Source organism: Pseudomonas paraglycinae (assembly GCF_021601625.1).
Lineage (GTDB): Bacteria > Pseudomonadota > Gammaproteobacteria > Pseudomonadales > Pseudomonadaceae > Aquipseudomonas > Aquipseudomonas paraglycinae.
In genome coordinates this window covers 106,903-120,406 of the sequence record NZ_BQHR01000019.1, presented here as the reverse complement: position 1 = coordinate 120,406, position 13,504 = coordinate 106,903, and the positions used below count along the sequence as shown (strand labels likewise).

At 61.5% G+C, this 13,504-nt stretch carries 16 protein-coding genes; 7 read left to right on the top strand and 9 right to left on the bottom strand.

Going from position 1 to position 13,504, the window contains the following annotated elements; all coding sequences use genetic code 11:
• Positions 1 to 157: 157 nt before the first annotated feature.
• Positions 158 to 601 (bottom strand): hypothetical protein, encoded by a 444-nt coding sequence (locus L6D82_RS24250; RefSeq protein ID WP_236191819.1) that lies wholly within the window; start codon positions 599 to 601, stop codon positions 158 to 160.
• A 223-nt stretch (positions 602 to 824) separates the two neighbouring features.
• Here L6D82_RS24250 and L6D82_RS24245 point away from each other — a divergent pair, with 223 nt between their 5' ends.
• Both L6D82_RS24245 and L6D82_RS24240 read left to right on the top strand, forming a co-directional pair.
• Complete coding sequence (locus tag L6D82_RS24245; protein WP_085606510.1) at positions 825 to 1,847, top strand: transporter; 1,023 nt, start codon at positions 825 to 827, stop codon at positions 1,845 to 1,847.
• Positions 1,848 to 2,075: 228 nt separating this feature from the next.
• Positions 2,076 to 3,689, top strand: coding sequence for an inorganic phosphate transporter (locus L6D82_RS24240; protein ID WP_236191818.1), 1,614 nt, complete (start codon positions 2,076 to 2,078; stop codon positions 3,687 to 3,689).
• Positions 3,690 to 3,742: 53 nt separating this feature from the next.
• Here L6D82_RS24240 and L6D82_RS24235 read toward each other — a convergent pair whose 3' ends face one another.
• Positions 3,743 to 4,639: a LysR family transcriptional regulator gene (locus L6D82_RS24235; RefSeq protein ID WP_236191817.1), complete on the bottom strand. Its 897-nt coding sequence runs from the start codon at positions 4,637 to 4,639 to the stop codon at positions 3,743 to 3,745.
• Between the two features lie 120 nt (positions 4,640 to 4,759).
• On the opposite strand from L6D82_RS24235, the gene L6D82_RS24230 reads away from it, so the two are divergent.
• Positions 4,760 to 5,515: an SDR family NAD(P)-dependent oxidoreductase gene (locus L6D82_RS24230; RefSeq protein ID WP_236191816.1), complete on the top strand. Its 756-nt coding sequence runs from the start codon at positions 4,760 to 4,762 to the stop codon at positions 5,513 to 5,515.
• Between the two features lie 60 nt (positions 5,516 to 5,575).
• On the opposite strand, the gene L6D82_RS24225 is transcribed toward L6D82_RS24230, so the two are convergent.
• Positions 5,576 to 6,013, bottom strand: a complete 438-nt coding sequence (locus L6D82_RS24225; RefSeq protein ID WP_007951096.1) for a multidrug/biocide efflux PACE transporter — start codon at positions 6,011 to 6,013, stop codon at positions 5,576 to 5,578.
• An 88-nt stretch (positions 6,014 to 6,101) separates the two neighbouring features.
• Between L6D82_RS24225 and L6D82_RS24220 the strand changes: the two genes are divergently transcribed.
• Complete coding sequence (locus L6D82_RS24220; protein ID WP_129974171.1) at positions 6,102 to 6,956, top strand: LysR family transcriptional regulator; 855 nt, start codon at positions 6,102 to 6,104, stop codon at positions 6,954 to 6,956.
• A gap of 1 nt (position 6,957) precedes the next feature.
• Here the strand turns inward: L6D82_RS24220 and L6D82_RS24215 are convergent, their stop codons facing one another.
• Positions 6,958 to 7,794, bottom strand: a complete 837-nt coding sequence (locus L6D82_RS24215; protein ID WP_236191815.1) for a LysR family transcriptional regulator — start codon at positions 7,792 to 7,794, stop codon at positions 6,958 to 6,960.
• A gap of 111 nt (positions 7,795 to 7,905) precedes the next feature.
• Between L6D82_RS24215 and L6D82_RS24210 the strand changes: the two genes are divergently transcribed.
• Positions 7,906 to 8,631: an SDR family oxidoreductase gene (locus L6D82_RS24210; protein ID WP_011335572.1), complete on the top strand. Its 726-nt coding sequence runs from the start codon at positions 7,906 to 7,908 to the stop codon at positions 8,629 to 8,631.
• 195 nt (positions 8,632 to 8,826) lie between these two features.
• Here the strand turns inward: L6D82_RS24210 and L6D82_RS24205 are convergent, their stop codons facing one another.
• The 3 genes from L6D82_RS24205 to L6D82_RS24195 are packed head-to-tail and all read right to left on the bottom strand — an operon-like array spanning position 8,827 to position 10,874.
• On the bottom strand, positions 8,827 to 10,071 hold the full coding sequence (locus tag L6D82_RS24205) for an RNA polymerase sigma factor (protein WP_236191814.1): 1,245 nt from the start codon (positions 10,069 to 10,071) through the stop codon (positions 8,827 to 8,829).
• Positions 10,064 to 10,408 (bottom strand): YciI family protein, encoded by a 345-nt coding sequence (locus tag L6D82_RS24200; protein WP_007951101.1) that lies wholly within the window; start codon positions 10,406 to 10,408, stop codon positions 10,064 to 10,066. Before L6D82_RS24200 ends, L6D82_RS24205 begins: the two co-directional genes overlap by 8 nt.
• Positions 10,409 to 10,448: 40 nt before the next feature.
• A complete protein-coding gene (locus tag L6D82_RS24195) occupies positions 10,449 to 10,874 on the bottom strand; it encodes a YybH family protein (protein ID WP_129974174.1) in 426 nt (141 codons plus the stop codon).
• Positions 10,875 to 11,016: 142 nt separating this feature from the next.
• Between L6D82_RS24195 and L6D82_RS24190 the strand changes: the two genes are divergently transcribed.
• Positions 11,017 to 11,502 (top strand): GNAT family N-acetyltransferase, encoded by a 486-nt coding sequence (locus L6D82_RS24190; protein WP_129974175.1) that lies wholly within the window; start codon positions 11,017 to 11,019, stop codon positions 11,500 to 11,502.
• 17 nt (positions 11,503 to 11,519) lie between these two features.
• Positions 11,520 to 12,125: a pyridoxamine 5'-phosphate oxidase family protein gene (locus L6D82_RS24185; protein WP_236191813.1), complete on the top strand. Its 606-nt coding sequence runs from the start codon at positions 11,520 to 11,522 to the stop codon at positions 12,123 to 12,125.
• A 59-nt stretch (positions 12,126 to 12,184) separates the two neighbouring features.
• Here L6D82_RS24185 and L6D82_RS24180 read toward each other — a convergent pair whose 3' ends face one another.
• On the bottom strand, positions 12,185 to 12,673 hold the full coding sequence (locus tag L6D82_RS24180) for a GNAT family N-acetyltransferase (protein ID WP_007951113.1): 489 nt from the start codon (positions 12,671 to 12,673) through the stop codon (positions 12,185 to 12,187).
• 317 nt (positions 12,674 to 12,990) lie between these two features.
• Positions 12,991 to 13,485, bottom strand: coding sequence for a GyrI-like domain-containing protein (locus L6D82_RS24175; RefSeq protein ID WP_085745162.1), 495 nt, complete (start codon positions 13,483 to 13,485; stop codon positions 12,991 to 12,993).
• Between the last annotated feature and the right edge of the window lie 19 nt (positions 13,486 to 13,504).

The window sequence follows — 13,504 nt, the reverse complement described above, 5'->3', positions numbered from 1 at the left end:
GGACCGCCCCCAAGGGGGCGAGGGGGCAAGGGAGCCGATCTCCATGGGTTTCTAAACCTGAGTTCGACACAAGATTTTCAGGTCGGCGTAACTCGAACATTCAACTCCGTCAGTCCCCTCTCCCTCGGGGAGAGGGCGAGGGTGAGGGGAAAAGGCTTCACGCGGAGGTACTGACCAGCGAACCCGACGTACTCGAATCCGAACCCTGCAAAGCCGCCAACAACGCCGCCGTCGCCGTCTGCAACGAAGCCGACGTCGTAGCAATCTGCGACTGCGCCGCCGCAACATCCGCCGCCTTGGCATCCTGGCTTTCTTGCTTCGCCTGAGCCGCTTGCAGCGCCTTTTGCTCTTCCTGCAACTGCTTCTGCAACTCGGCAATCTGCTTGCGCAGTTCTTTCACGGTATCCGATTCTTCGCTGCTGGAACTGCTGTCCCCCGCCGGCGCCGCACCGCCGCCCGCGGCCACTTTGCTGGTGTCGGCTTTCACGCCGGTGCTGGCCGCCGCGGTGGTCGAAGTGTCGTCGCCCGTATCGGCAATCGAGGTTTTGCTGGTGGGCGTGGTAACGGTCTGATTGATCGAAACAGACGTGATGCTGACCATGGGAAATCTCCAATGCCGGTTATAGATAACCGGGCATCGGCGGCGGTCTGCACGAATTGAGATCGACTGTGTACCGACTCGGTAACCGAACCGGTACACAGTCACTGGCCACTCGGATTTAACGTCACCCTGCCGTCACACAAGCGTCATGTGACATGGCGATGATGTGGCTCAGGTGAATCTGCAAATCCCCGCGACAGACGCCTCCTCGCAGCGAGCCTTCATGAACCACAGCCTCGATATCAGTCATCGTGATCCTGACCTGTTCGGCCTGCTTTACGGCTTTCGCTTTCGCCCCGGCGAACGCGGGCGCGAGGTGGATTCGGCGACCGCCCTGCGCTGTCTGCAAGACGACAGCGAGGGCGATGAATTTCTCTGGCTGCACCTGAACCTGGCGCACGCCGCGTGCGAGCGCTGGATGAAAAGCCATCTGCAATTGCCCGAAGAGTTTTTCGAAGCGCTGCACGAAGGTTCGCGTTCGACCCGCATCGAGCATGTCGATTCGGCGTTGCTGGCGGTGGTCAACGATGTGGTGTTCAACCTCAGCAGCATGGTGTCATCGGACGTGTCGACGCTGTGGGTCTGCGTGCGCAGCAAACTGATCGTCAGTGCGCGCCTGCAACCGCTGCACTCGGTGGACAAGCTGCGTTCTTCGGTGAAGTCCGGCGAGTGCTTTCGTTCGCCGCTGGAACTGCTGGTGCATCTGCTGCGCGATCAGGGCGAAGTGCTGACCCAGATCGTGCGCAAGACCAGCATGAGCGTCGATCAGGTCGAGGACGAATTGCTGTCCTCGCGACTGTCGACCAACCGCGCCGAACTCGGCGCCAACCGGCGGGTGCTGGTGCGCCTGCAACGGCTGCTGGCGCTGGAACCGGGTTCGCTGCTGCGCCTGCTCAACCGACCACCGCCGTGGTTGCAGAAGGAAGACGTGAAGGAGTTGCGCAAGTCCACCGAGGAGTTCGCGCTGATCATCAACGACCTGACCGCCCTCGGCGAGCGGATCAAGCTGTTGCAGGAAGAGATCGCCGCCAACCTCAACGAACAGAGCAACCGCACGCTGTTCACCCTGACCGTGGTCACGGTGCTGGCGCTGCCGATCAACATCATTGCCGGTTTCTTCGGCATGAACGTCGGCGGCGTGCCGCTGGCTACCGATCCGGAAGGGTTCTGGATTCTGGTGGCGCTGGTGGCGACGTTCACCGTGATCGCCGGGCGCTGGGCGTTTCGCAAGCGGCGGGATTACTAAGCGCCGATCTCCTGTGGGAGCGAGCTTGCTCGCGAATGCGGACACCCGGATGACATCTCCTTTGCTGACACACCGCAATCGCGAGCAAGCTCGCTCCCACAGTGTTACTGGCTGAATTCGGATCAGTGGATCGGCTAATAGACCGAACACTGATCTGTCGCAGCCTCTCTGTAATATTTAGCAACGATCATGGGCGACACTCCTTCCCCCGCTCAGGATTGTCCTCCCATGGCTACTCCCTCCCTGACCGCCAGCCCGGCCCCCGCTGCCAGTGGCAGGCCGGCCCTCGACAAGAAAACCGGCCCGTTCACTTACGTAGTGTTTTTCGCGGTACTGGCGATGGGGATGCTGTTCACCGCCTACAGCCTGATGCACGACATGCACGAACTCGGCACGGTGGTCACCACCTGGACGCCGTTCCTGCTGCTCGGCGTGGCGCTTCTGATTGCGCTGGGCTTCGAGTTCGTCAACGGCTTCCACGACACCGCCAACGCCGTGGCCACGGTGATCTACACCCACTCGCTGCCGCCTAATGTGGCCGTGGTGTGGTCGGGTTTCTTCAACTTCCTCGGGGTGCTGCTGTCGAGCGGCGCGGTGGCGTTCGGCATCATTGCGTTGCTGCCGGTGGAGCTGATTCTGCAAGTCGGTTCGTCCGCCGGTTTCGCGATGATCTTCGCCCTGCTGATCGCGGCGATCCTGTGGAACCTCGGCACCTGGTGGCTGGGCCTGCCGGCCTCGTCGTCGCACACGCTGATCGGTTCGATCATCGGCGTCGGCGTGGCGAATGCCTTGATGCACGGCCGCGACGGCACCAGCGGTGTGGACTGGGCTCAGGCAACCAAGATCGGTTACGCGCTGCTGCTGTCGCCGCTGGTGGGCTTCGGTTGTGCGGCGCTGTTGCTGCTGGCGCTGCGCGCGTTCGTGAAGAACCGTTCGCTGTACAAGGCGCCGGAAGGCAACACCCCGCCACCGTGGTGGATTCGCGGTCTGCTGATCCTGACCTGCACCGGCGTGTCCTTCGCTCACGGTTCCAACGACGGCCAGAAAGGCATGGGCCTGATCATGTTGATTCTGGTCGGCACCCTGCCGATGGCTTATGCGCTGAACCGCACCATGCCGGAAGAACAGTCGCTGCAATTCGCCGCTGTCGCCCAAGTGACCCAGCAAGCGCTGGTGAAAAGTGCGCCACTGCCGGCACCGGCCGATCCGCGCGCTGTGCTCTCCGACTACGTGCGCAGCAAGGAAGCCACGCCGCAACTGATCCCCGCCCTCGCCTCCCTGACCGGACACATCGGTGAAGGAGTCAAAGGCTACGGCTCGCTGGCGAAAGTCCCGGCCGAGGCCATGGGCAACGTGCGCAACGACATGTACCTGGCCAGCGAAACCATTCGCCTGATGGACAAGAACAAGGTCGGCACCTTCGACGCCGACACCAGCGGCAAGCTGCAACTGTTCAAGCAACAGATCGACAACGCCACGCGGTTTATTCCGCTGTGGGTGAAGATCGCGGTGGCGATTGCCTTGGGGCTGGGCACCATGGTCGGCTGGAAGCGGATCGTGGTCACGGTCGGCGAGAAAATCGGCAAGACCCACCTGACCTACGCCCAGGGCGCCTCGGCGGAAACGGTAGCGATGCTGACCATCGGCGCCGCCGACATGTTCGGCCTGCCGGTGTCGACCACTCATGTGTTGTCCTCGGGCGTGGCCGGGACCATGGTCGCCAACGGTGGCGGTTTGCAGATGAAGACCATCCGCAATCTGCTGATGGCGTGGGTGCTGACCTTGCCGGCGGCGATTCTGCTGTCGGGCAGTCTGTATTGGTTGTTTACGCAGATTTTCTGATCCAGCCGAATCCCTGTGAGAGCCGTTGCTCCCACAGGGATTTGCCGCAGGAATCAGAGCGTCAAACGAATCAAATCCCCCAGCCAGTCCATGAACACCCGCACCCGCAACGGCAGATGCCGCTGCCTCGCGTACAACAGTGAAATGCCCATCGCCGGCGCGGTGTATTGCGGCAGCACGGTGACAATCTCGCCGGTATCCAGATAGGTGTTCATCCCGGTTCGCGGCACCTGGATCAGACCGAATCCCCCCAGACACGCCGACTCGTAGGCATCGGTGCTGTTGACCGTCACACTGCCCGCCATTGGCACCCGGTGAACCTGCCCGTCCTGCTCGTAAACAAACCCTTCGGAACGCGAACCCAGCACCCCCACGTAATGCACCAACCGATGCTGCGCCAGATCTTCAAGTGTCTGCGGCACGCCATAGCGCTCCAGATACGCGGGGCTGGCGCAGTTGATCATGCTGAAGTCCCCCAGATGCCGCGCCACCACCGACTGATCGGGTTGCGCGCCGATGCGCACCACGCAATCGAAACCTTCGGCGAGCAGGTCGACCCGGCGATCGGTGCTGCTGATTTCCAGCTCCAGATTCGGATGACGCGCCATGAATTCCGGCAGCTTCGGCATGATCAGCCGTCGCGACAGAATGTTCGGCATATCGACCCGGATCCGCCCGGTCAGCGACGCTTCGTCCTGGCGGAACAGGTTCTCGATTTCGTCCATGTGCGACAGCAGATCCTTGCTTCGCTCGTACAGCGCAAGGCCGTCCTGAGTCGCCTGGACCTTGCGCGTCGTGCGTTGCAGCAGCCGCGTGCCGAGCAGGGTTTCAAGCGCCTGTACCTGCTCGGACACCGTTGAACGCGGCAGCCCGAGACTCTCCCCCGCCATGGTGAAACTCGACAATTCGCTGACCCGGACGAAGGTGCGCAGCAGTTCCAGTTTGTTCATGGGCCACCCATTGATTGTTCGGACAATCCGACCAGTGATTTCGGTTTCAGTTTGTTTATCACCCCATGGCGGATAAATAAACTGTGTCCCATCAACCGTCACTGCCATCGAGGAAGACCCATGAACCGCAAAATCGCATTGATCACCGGTGCCAGCCGTGGCCTCGGCAAGAACGCCGCCCTGCACCTCGCCGCGCAAGGCGTGGACATTATCGGCACCTACAACAGCCGCGCCGATGAAGCCCAGGCGCTGGTGCAGGAACTGGAAACCCTCGGCGCCCAAGCCGTGATGCTGCAACTGGATGTCGGGCGCAGCGAAGGTTTTGCCGAGTTCGCCGTGCGGGTCGAGCAAGCGCTGCAACAACTTGATCGTCCGCGCTTCGATTTCCTGATCAACAACGCCGGGATTGGCGTGCATGCCTCCTTCGCCGACACCACGCCGGAGCAGTTCGACCTGCTGATGAACGTGCAGTTGAAAGGGCCGTTCTTCCTCACTCAGCAACTGCTGCCGCTGATCAACGATGGCGGGCGGATCATCAACATCTCCAGCGGTCTGGCCCGCTTCACCCTGCCGGGTTACGCGGCTTACGCGGCGATGAAAGGCGCGATGGAAGTGCTGACCCGTTATCAGGCCAAGGAGCTGGGGGCGCGGCAGATCGCCGTGAATATCCTGGCACCGGGCGCCATCGAAACCGACTTCGGCGGCGGCGCGGTGCGCGACAATTCGGCGTTGAATGCGATGGTCGCCAGCAACACCGCGCTGGGCCGTGCCGGGCAGCCGGATGACATCGGCGGTGCGCTGGCGCTGCTGCTGTCGCCGGGGGCGCAGTGGATCAATGGTCAGCGGATTGAAGCGTCGGGCGGGATGTTTCTCTAAACCCTGCAAAAATCCCGGACAAAAAAAATCGCAGCCCTCACAGGCTGCGATTTTTTGTTTTCAGTTCTGGCAGACGCTGCGCATCACCAGCCGCTCGCGCACCACGTCATAACCCCAGTGGTAGATGTAGGTGTACGGCAGGAAGAACAGCAGCACGCCGATGTCGAGCAGGAACGCCTGCCATAGACTGACCGACAGCCACCAGGCAATCAGCGGCACGCCCATCACGATCAACCCGCCCTCGAACAGCAGCGCGTGCGCCACTCGCACCCAGGCGTTGTGAGCGATGTTCCAGCGTTTGAGCATCCGGTCGAAGAAGCCGTTGAACACCACGTTCCAGCCCAGGGCCAACATCGCGATTGCGATGGTGACGGCGCCCATTTCGACCAGCGGCTTGCCCATGATCCACGCCAGCAACGGGGTACAGATCAGGATCGCCAGCAGTTCGAAACCGATGGCCTGGAAGATACGCTCAGTGATGGATTTGTTGGCAGTCATGGCCGAAGTCCTCTGTGAAGATGGTTGCCATGATCCAGCACCGAACCGATACTTCATAACCAATAACCATCGATCAAGGCGATAGTTCATGGCATCTCAGGAAGTGTTGCTGGCGTTTGTCCAGGCGGCGACTCAAGGTTCGTTTTCGGCGGCGGCGCGCAAACTCGGGCGCAGTCAGTCGACGGTGAGTGCGGCGGTGGCCAGTCTTGAGATCGATCTGGACCTGGTGCTGTTCGACCGCAGCAGCCGCAAGCCGACGCTGACCCCGGCCGGCCACGTGATGCTACAACGGGCCGAGGCGATTCTGTCGGCCACCAGCCGACTGGAAATGACTGCCCGGCAATTGGCCCAAGGTGTTGAGCCGAAACTCACGGTGGCGATTTCCGACACTTATCAGTCCGACCGTTTCGAAGCCGCATTGGTGGGTTTCGAGCAGCGTTATCCGGATCTGGAACTGGAATGCCTGATCGCCGAGTGCGATGACCTGGTCGAACTGGTGCAGCGCGGTCGGGCGCATCTGGCGTTTGCCGAGATGCAGGACAACTACCCGCCGGACCTGGCAACCGCGACCGTCGCCGAGCGCACTGAAATCGCCTTGTTTGTGGGTCGTGGGCATCCGTTGGCGACTCAGGAATCCATCGATCAAACGGTCCTTGAGCAGCATCGCGAACTGCGCCTGGCCACCATCGTCAATCCCTATGACAGTCGCGGCAAAGGCCGGGTGTGGTCGGCACCGAGTTACCTGATGCTGCTGGAAATGGCCGAGAAAGGTTTTGGCTGGGCCCCGCTGCCACGCTGGCTGGTGGAGCGTTTCGGCAATGATTTGCTGGTGGAACTGAAGGTGCGCGGCTGGCCGAAACCGGTGTTCGTCGATGCGCTGTGGTCGCGGCTGTACCCGCCGGGGCCGGCGGGCAGCTGGTTGCTGAGCAAGATGCTGGAATAGCTCAGGCCGCCTCGATGGCTAGCGGGCGGTTCACCTGAAAATACGCGTGCAACCCGCGCATCGTCGGCAACTCCAGCGCTTGCGCTGCATAGCACAATCCCACCCGCCGGGTCGGCGCCGGCAGGTGCAGCGCGCGCACGACGATGCGTTCATGCCTGCTGACAAGCGACTGCGGCAACATCGCCACGCCGACACCCGCCGCCACCATGTGCAACGCCTGTTGCAGTGAACCGGCATGCCCCGCCACCGCTTCCGGCGAGCGTCCGTACAGCGCCATCAACCGCTGATGTGAAGGATGCTGTGGGCAGGTGATCCAGTCCTCGATCGGCGCCCAGCCGGCCTGCGCGTTTGCCATCGGATGATCGAGAGGCAGCGCCATCACATAGGACTCTTCCCACAGCGGCAGGAACAGTTCGTCCTCGCAGCACATTTCCTCGACCGCCAATCGACCATCGCCGTGACAGCCCTCTTCCAGGGTCAGCAACAGATTGGGCAACGCCTGATGGGCCATCCGCACGAAGGCTTCGATGTGACTGGCGGCGATGTCGCCTTCGATGCCGAGGGTCAGCGGCGCACGGTTTTCGCGGCCGCGAAACATCCGGCTCAGTGCCTCGGACTCGGCCACCATCCGCCGTGCCTGCGGGTATAGAAGACGCGCTTCGTCGCTGACTTCCACACCACGGGGCTGACGCACGAACAGCGTCGCGCCGAGTTCTTCTTCCAGCTGTTTGATGGTCACCGACAACGTGGGCTGACTGATGAACAGCCGTTGCGCGGCGGCGGTGATGTTGCGTTCCTCGAACACCGCGAGGAAGGCTTTGAGATGGCGGATATCCATAGGAGATTCCGATAGCAGACAGAGGAATAAGGCATTTTTCAGCCTCCAGCGGACTAAATATACTGCGTCACGAATCTGGTTATTTGTTTTTCTTATCTCAGGAGTTCAACCATGAGCAAGCCATTGATCATCATCACCGGCGCCAGCTCGGGCATCGGCGAAGCCACCGCCCGCCGCTTGAGCGCTGCCGGCCATCCGCTGCTGTTGCTGGCCCGGCGCATCGAACGCCTCGAAGCACTGGCCCTGCCGAACACCCTCAGCCGCCGCGTCGACATCACCGACCGCGCCGCGTTGCTGGCCGCTGTGGCCGAGGCGGAAGCGCAGTTCGGCCCTGCCGATGCACTGATCAACAACGCCGGGGTGATGCTGCTGGGCGAGATGAGCAAGCAGGACCCGGCGCAGTGGGACCAGATGCTCGACGTCAACGTGAAGGGCCTGCTCAATGGCGTGCACGCGGTGGTCGCCGGGATGATCGAGCGCAAGCACGGCACGATCATCAACGTCAGCTCGGTGGCCGGACGCAAGACGTTCCCGAACCATGTGGCGTATGTCGGCACCAAGTTTGCGGTGCATGGGTTGTCGGAGAATCTGCGTGAAGAGTTGTCGCCGCATAACGTGCGGGTGACCACGATTGCGCCGGGTGCGGTGGAGACCGAGTTGCTGAGCCATACCACGGATGAGGCGATCAAGACCGGGTATCAGGCCTGGAAGCAGGACATGGGTGGCACGGTGTTGAGTGCCGAGGATGTGGCGACGGCGATTGCTTATGCGTATGGGCAGCCGCAGGGGGTTTGTATTCGCGAGATTGTGATGGCTGCGACTCGGCAGCAGGCCTAAAAGCTAAAGGCGAAAGGCAAAATCAAAAGCGCCCTCACCCTAACCCTCTCCCGAAGGGAGAGGGAACTGACCGAGGTGTCTTACGTCATACATCGACTTGAAATATCGAGTCGATTATGGATTCAGAGCAAATCTCTCACGTCGGCGCATATCTCCAATATTCCCGGATCGGTTCCCTCTCCCTCCGGGAGAGGGCTAGGGTGAGGGCAAGCGATCCAAAGCCGAAAGCCGCCCCTCGATAAACCGCCGCTCCGGCTCTTGCCGCGTCAATTCCAGGGCACGCCGATAAGCCGCCCGCGCCTCCTCAACCCGCCCCAACTGCCGACAAAACTCCGCCCGCGCCGAATGCGCCAAGTGGTAATCCTGCAATTCTCCACGGTCCAGAATCCCTTCAACCAGGGTCAACCCTGCCAGCGCCCCATCACGTTTGGCCACCGCCACCGCCCGGTTCAACTCGATCACCGGCGACGGCACCGCCCGCAGCAACACGTCATACAGCCCGACGATCTGTTCCCAATCCGTCTCCCCTGCCGTGGGCGCCTCGGCATGCACCGCCGCAATCGCCGCTTGCAGGCAGTACGGCCCGAAACGTCCCGTGGTCAGCGCTTTTTCCACCAGTTCACAGCCTTCGGCAATCAGCTCGGCATTCCACAATCCGCGATCCTGATCATCCAGCAAAATCAGTTCACCGCTTGGCGTCGAGCGCGCCGACCTCCGCGACTCATGCAACAACATCAACGCCAGCAGCCCCATAACTTCCGGATCCGGCAATAACTCCAGCAACAACCGCCCGAGGCGGATCGCCTCGCGGGTCAGGTCTTCGCGGGTCACCTGAGCGCCGCCGGACGCCGAATAACCCTCGTTGAACACCAGATAAATCACCCGCAACACGCTGTCGAGGCGCTCGGGCAATTCGCTCAGGCTCGGCACTTGATAAGGGATTTTCGCGTCACGAATCTTCGCCTTAGCGCGCACGATGCGCTGGGCAATCGCCGCCGGGGCCGAGAGAAATGCGCGGGCGATTTCTTCAGTGGTGAGGTCGCAGACTTCACGCAGGGTAAGCGGTACTTGCGCGTCCGCCGCCAGCGCCGGGTGGCAGCAGGTGAAGATCAGGCGCAGGCGATCGTCTTCCACGTCTTCGGCGTCCCATTCGGACTGTTCCAGTTCTTCCAGTTGCGCCAGCAATAACGGCTGCGAGGCCTTGAACCGTGCGCGGCGGCGCAGCACGTCGATCGCCTTGAAGCGCCCGGTGGACACCAGCCAGGTTCGCGGATTGTCCGGCACGCCGTCGCGCTGCCAGCGCTCGACCGCGACGAAGAACGCCTCGTGCAGGGCTTCTTCGGCGAGGTCGAAATCGCCGAGCAGGCGGATCAGGGTCGCGAGGATCCGTCGCGAGTCTTCGCGATAGACCTGCTCGACCCGCGCCCGGACCTCAGACATTCAACTGGCGCACGGGACGCACTTCGACGCTGCCGACCCGGGCCGCCGGAATGTTGCCGGCGACCTGAATCGCTTCGTTGAGATCCCGCGCGTCGATCAGGTAGAAACCGGCCAACTGCTCCTTGGTCTCGGCGAACGGGCCGTCGGTGATCGACAGCTTGCCGTTGCGCATGCGCACCGTGGTGGCAGTCTGCACCGACTCCAGCGCTTCGGCGGCGACCATCCGGCCGCTGCCCTGGATCGACTCGGCGTAGGCCCAGCACTCGGCATCTTCCGGGCTGTCGGGCGACGAATGCAGCAGGCGCTCATCGCTGTAGACCAGGCATAAATACTTCATGGCGTTCTCCTGAATCGGACGGATCAACTATGGCTGAAGATCAGGGTTGCACATCGAACAGGGTCGCGCCGCTCATCGGGTCGAACGGTGCTGACCAGTGTTCGTGGGCGATCTTCCACGCCCCGCCCACCTGCCGGTAGCACGCGGTGACGCGCATCCAGCAACTCTGGGTTTCGCCCTTTTCATTGGTCCCGCCGCAGTTGGCGACCCAGTGGGCGAAAGCGATGTTGTCGGCGGTCTCGATGGCGATTTCGTGGAATTCGAAAATGTGCGGGCCGGGGCACATTTCCATGCAATCCACCCAGTGCGCGCGGTAGGCCGGTTTGCCCTTGAATTGCAGGGCCTTGATCGCATCGAAGGAGACGATGTCGTCGGCGTACAGGGCCATGACTTTTTCCGCGTCCTTGGTCATCACCGCCTCGCGGTAGGTGTCGATCAGGCTTTGAATCTGCGCTTGCGTACTCATGGGGTTTCTCCCTGGTTTTTGTTGTGAAGACACCCTTAGTCGTTCGGCGATTTGCCGGATCGACAGTTGAAACAAAAAAATTCCGGAGAAGACAAAATCGCTAGAATCCGAGGCTCATCTTTGTAGGAAAAAGGAAATTCCCGTGTCAGCCAAACTCGTACCGTACGAGAGCCTTAACGCCTTGCAGCGTCAGCAAGTCGAAGCGATTGAAATCCACGCCGAGCAGATCAAGTTCTCCGGCGATATCCACGGCGCCCTGCATACGCTGCTGTCGAAACCCGGTCCTGGCGTGAAGGGTTTTGCCCTGCTGGCAGAAGATGAGCCAGTGGCGTTCCTGCTGCTCAAGCGCCCGCCGGTTCTGCCGGACTGGGCCGATGAACACAGCGCCACCCTGCATGCGTTGCAGGTCGATCACCGCGCCCAGGGCAAGGGTTATGGCAAGGCCTGCCTGCTGGCGTTGCCGGAAGTTGCGCGCCAGGCCTGGCCGGAGATCAAAGGGCTGGAACTGTCGGTGGACGCCGACAATGACGCCGCGATTGCGCTGTACGCCAAGTACGGCTTTGTCGACAGCGGCGAAGCGTACAAGGGCCGCATCGGTTACGAGCGGCGCATGGGGCTGTTCTTCTAATCGTCGAGGGAGCAACGATGATCGATTCAACCGAAGCGCTGGAAGCCATCTACGGTTTGCCCCACGAACGAGCGGTGCGCAAGCAGATCGGCTTTCTCAACGAGGACTATCAGGCGATGGTCCGGGTCTCGCCGCTGGTGATTGTCAACTCGGTGGGTGCCGACGGCATCGACGGTTCTCCGCGCGGCGACGCGCCGGGGTTTGTGCGGATCATCGACGAGCGCACCCTGGCCCTGCCGGATCGCCCCGGCAACAACCGCATCGATACCTTGCGCAACGTGCTGCACGATCCGCGGGTGTCGCTGCTGTTCATCATTCCGGGGATTGGCGAAACGTTGCGGGTCAATGGCACGGCGACCATCAGCGCTGATCCCGAATTGCTGGAAAGCTTCGCGGTGAACGGCAAACCGGCGCGCACGGTGTTGCTGGTGGCGGTGGAGGCGGCGTTCTTTCATTGCTCGAAAGCGTTTGTGCGTTCGGATGCGTGGAACCCTGAAACCCACTTGCCGCGCTCGGCGCTGCCGACCGCAGGGGCTTTTCACAAGCGGCTGAATGATGGGCAGTTTGATGCCGAGGCCTATGATCGCGAGGCCCCGGCCAGAGTACGTGACACCCTCTACTGACCCCGCCCACCGATCGTTCCCACGCTCTGCGTGGGAACGATCAGGTCAGGGGTTCTTCTTCAAAGGGTCAGGATCATCTCGTGCCACGCCATCCCGCCGTGGTCGGATTCGGACGGTTTGATGTAGGCAAAACCGAATCCGGCGTACAGCGGGATATGCCGTTCCTTGCACATCAGGTGGATCGTCGCCTTGCCCTGCTCGCGCATGCGTTCGATGAACTCGCCCAGCAGGCGCTTGGCCAGACCCAGGCCCTGATAATCCGGGTGCACCACCACCGACATGATCACCACGTTCGGCCCCGCCGGGTCGTGGCCGATCAGTTCCTTGAATGCCTCGTCGGACATCTGCACATCAAACGCTGCACCGGAGTTGATGAACCCGGCCACCTGCCCGTCCACCTCGGCGACGATGAAACCGTCCGGCCAGGTGGCGATGCGCGTGGCGATCTTCTCGCGGGTCGCGGCTTCGTCGCCCTCGTAGGCGAGGGTTTCGATGGCGTAGCAGCGGTCCAGGTCGGCGGCGGTGACGTGGCGGATGACGGTGTTCATGGCGGCTCGAAATCAGTGGAAACAAGGCCGCCAAGGATAAAGGAATAAGGTGTTCATATCGATCCGCACGGGCAGCGTAAAGCCTGCGTATAAGCGCTTTTCTTCGGAATCGGGACGGTCTATTTCTGACGCCTGTCTCTGATCACCCGAGGAGGGAACCGTTTATGAGCAGCGTGGAAATCGGTTTGTTGATGGTGTTGGGCATCAGCTTCTTCGGCTTCATTACCTTGGGCATCGACCTGTTGCGGGCACGACGGATCAAGGGCAAGTGAAACTCGACCGGCAGCGCGAAGCGGGTTCGCGCTGCCGGTTGCCGATCAGGTTTTCTTTTCCACCGGGACGCAGATTTCCAGCTTGCCGGTATTGAGCTTCGGGTTGAAATCGGCGCTGTAGCGTTCCAGCTCCGGGGCGTTGAGCCCTTTGTATTCGGAATTCGGGAGCCAGGTGTTGTAGATGTAGTCAATGGTCTGCGGCAACTGATCCAGCGAACCCTTGTGTTCGAACACCGCGTACTGACGCGGCAGGACTTCGATCCACGGATACTTTTCCTGCGGGAAGTCGTCCAGCTTGCGGATTTCGACCCCGGCCATGTAATCGAAACCGCCGTTGCCGTCGAAATTGCTGCAGACACCGTAGGTCACTTCACCCTTCTGCCCCGGAATATTTCCGATGTGCGGGATCAGTTTTTCCCACAGCGCAGGGATGTCCTGAACGGTCTCTTGAGTGAAGCGATCGCGAAATCCTGCAATCAGCAGGAAGTGTCCATGTTCGAAGCGAGGTTCAGCCACTTCGACGCGTTTTTGCTCATCCATGACTCGACTCCTTGAACGA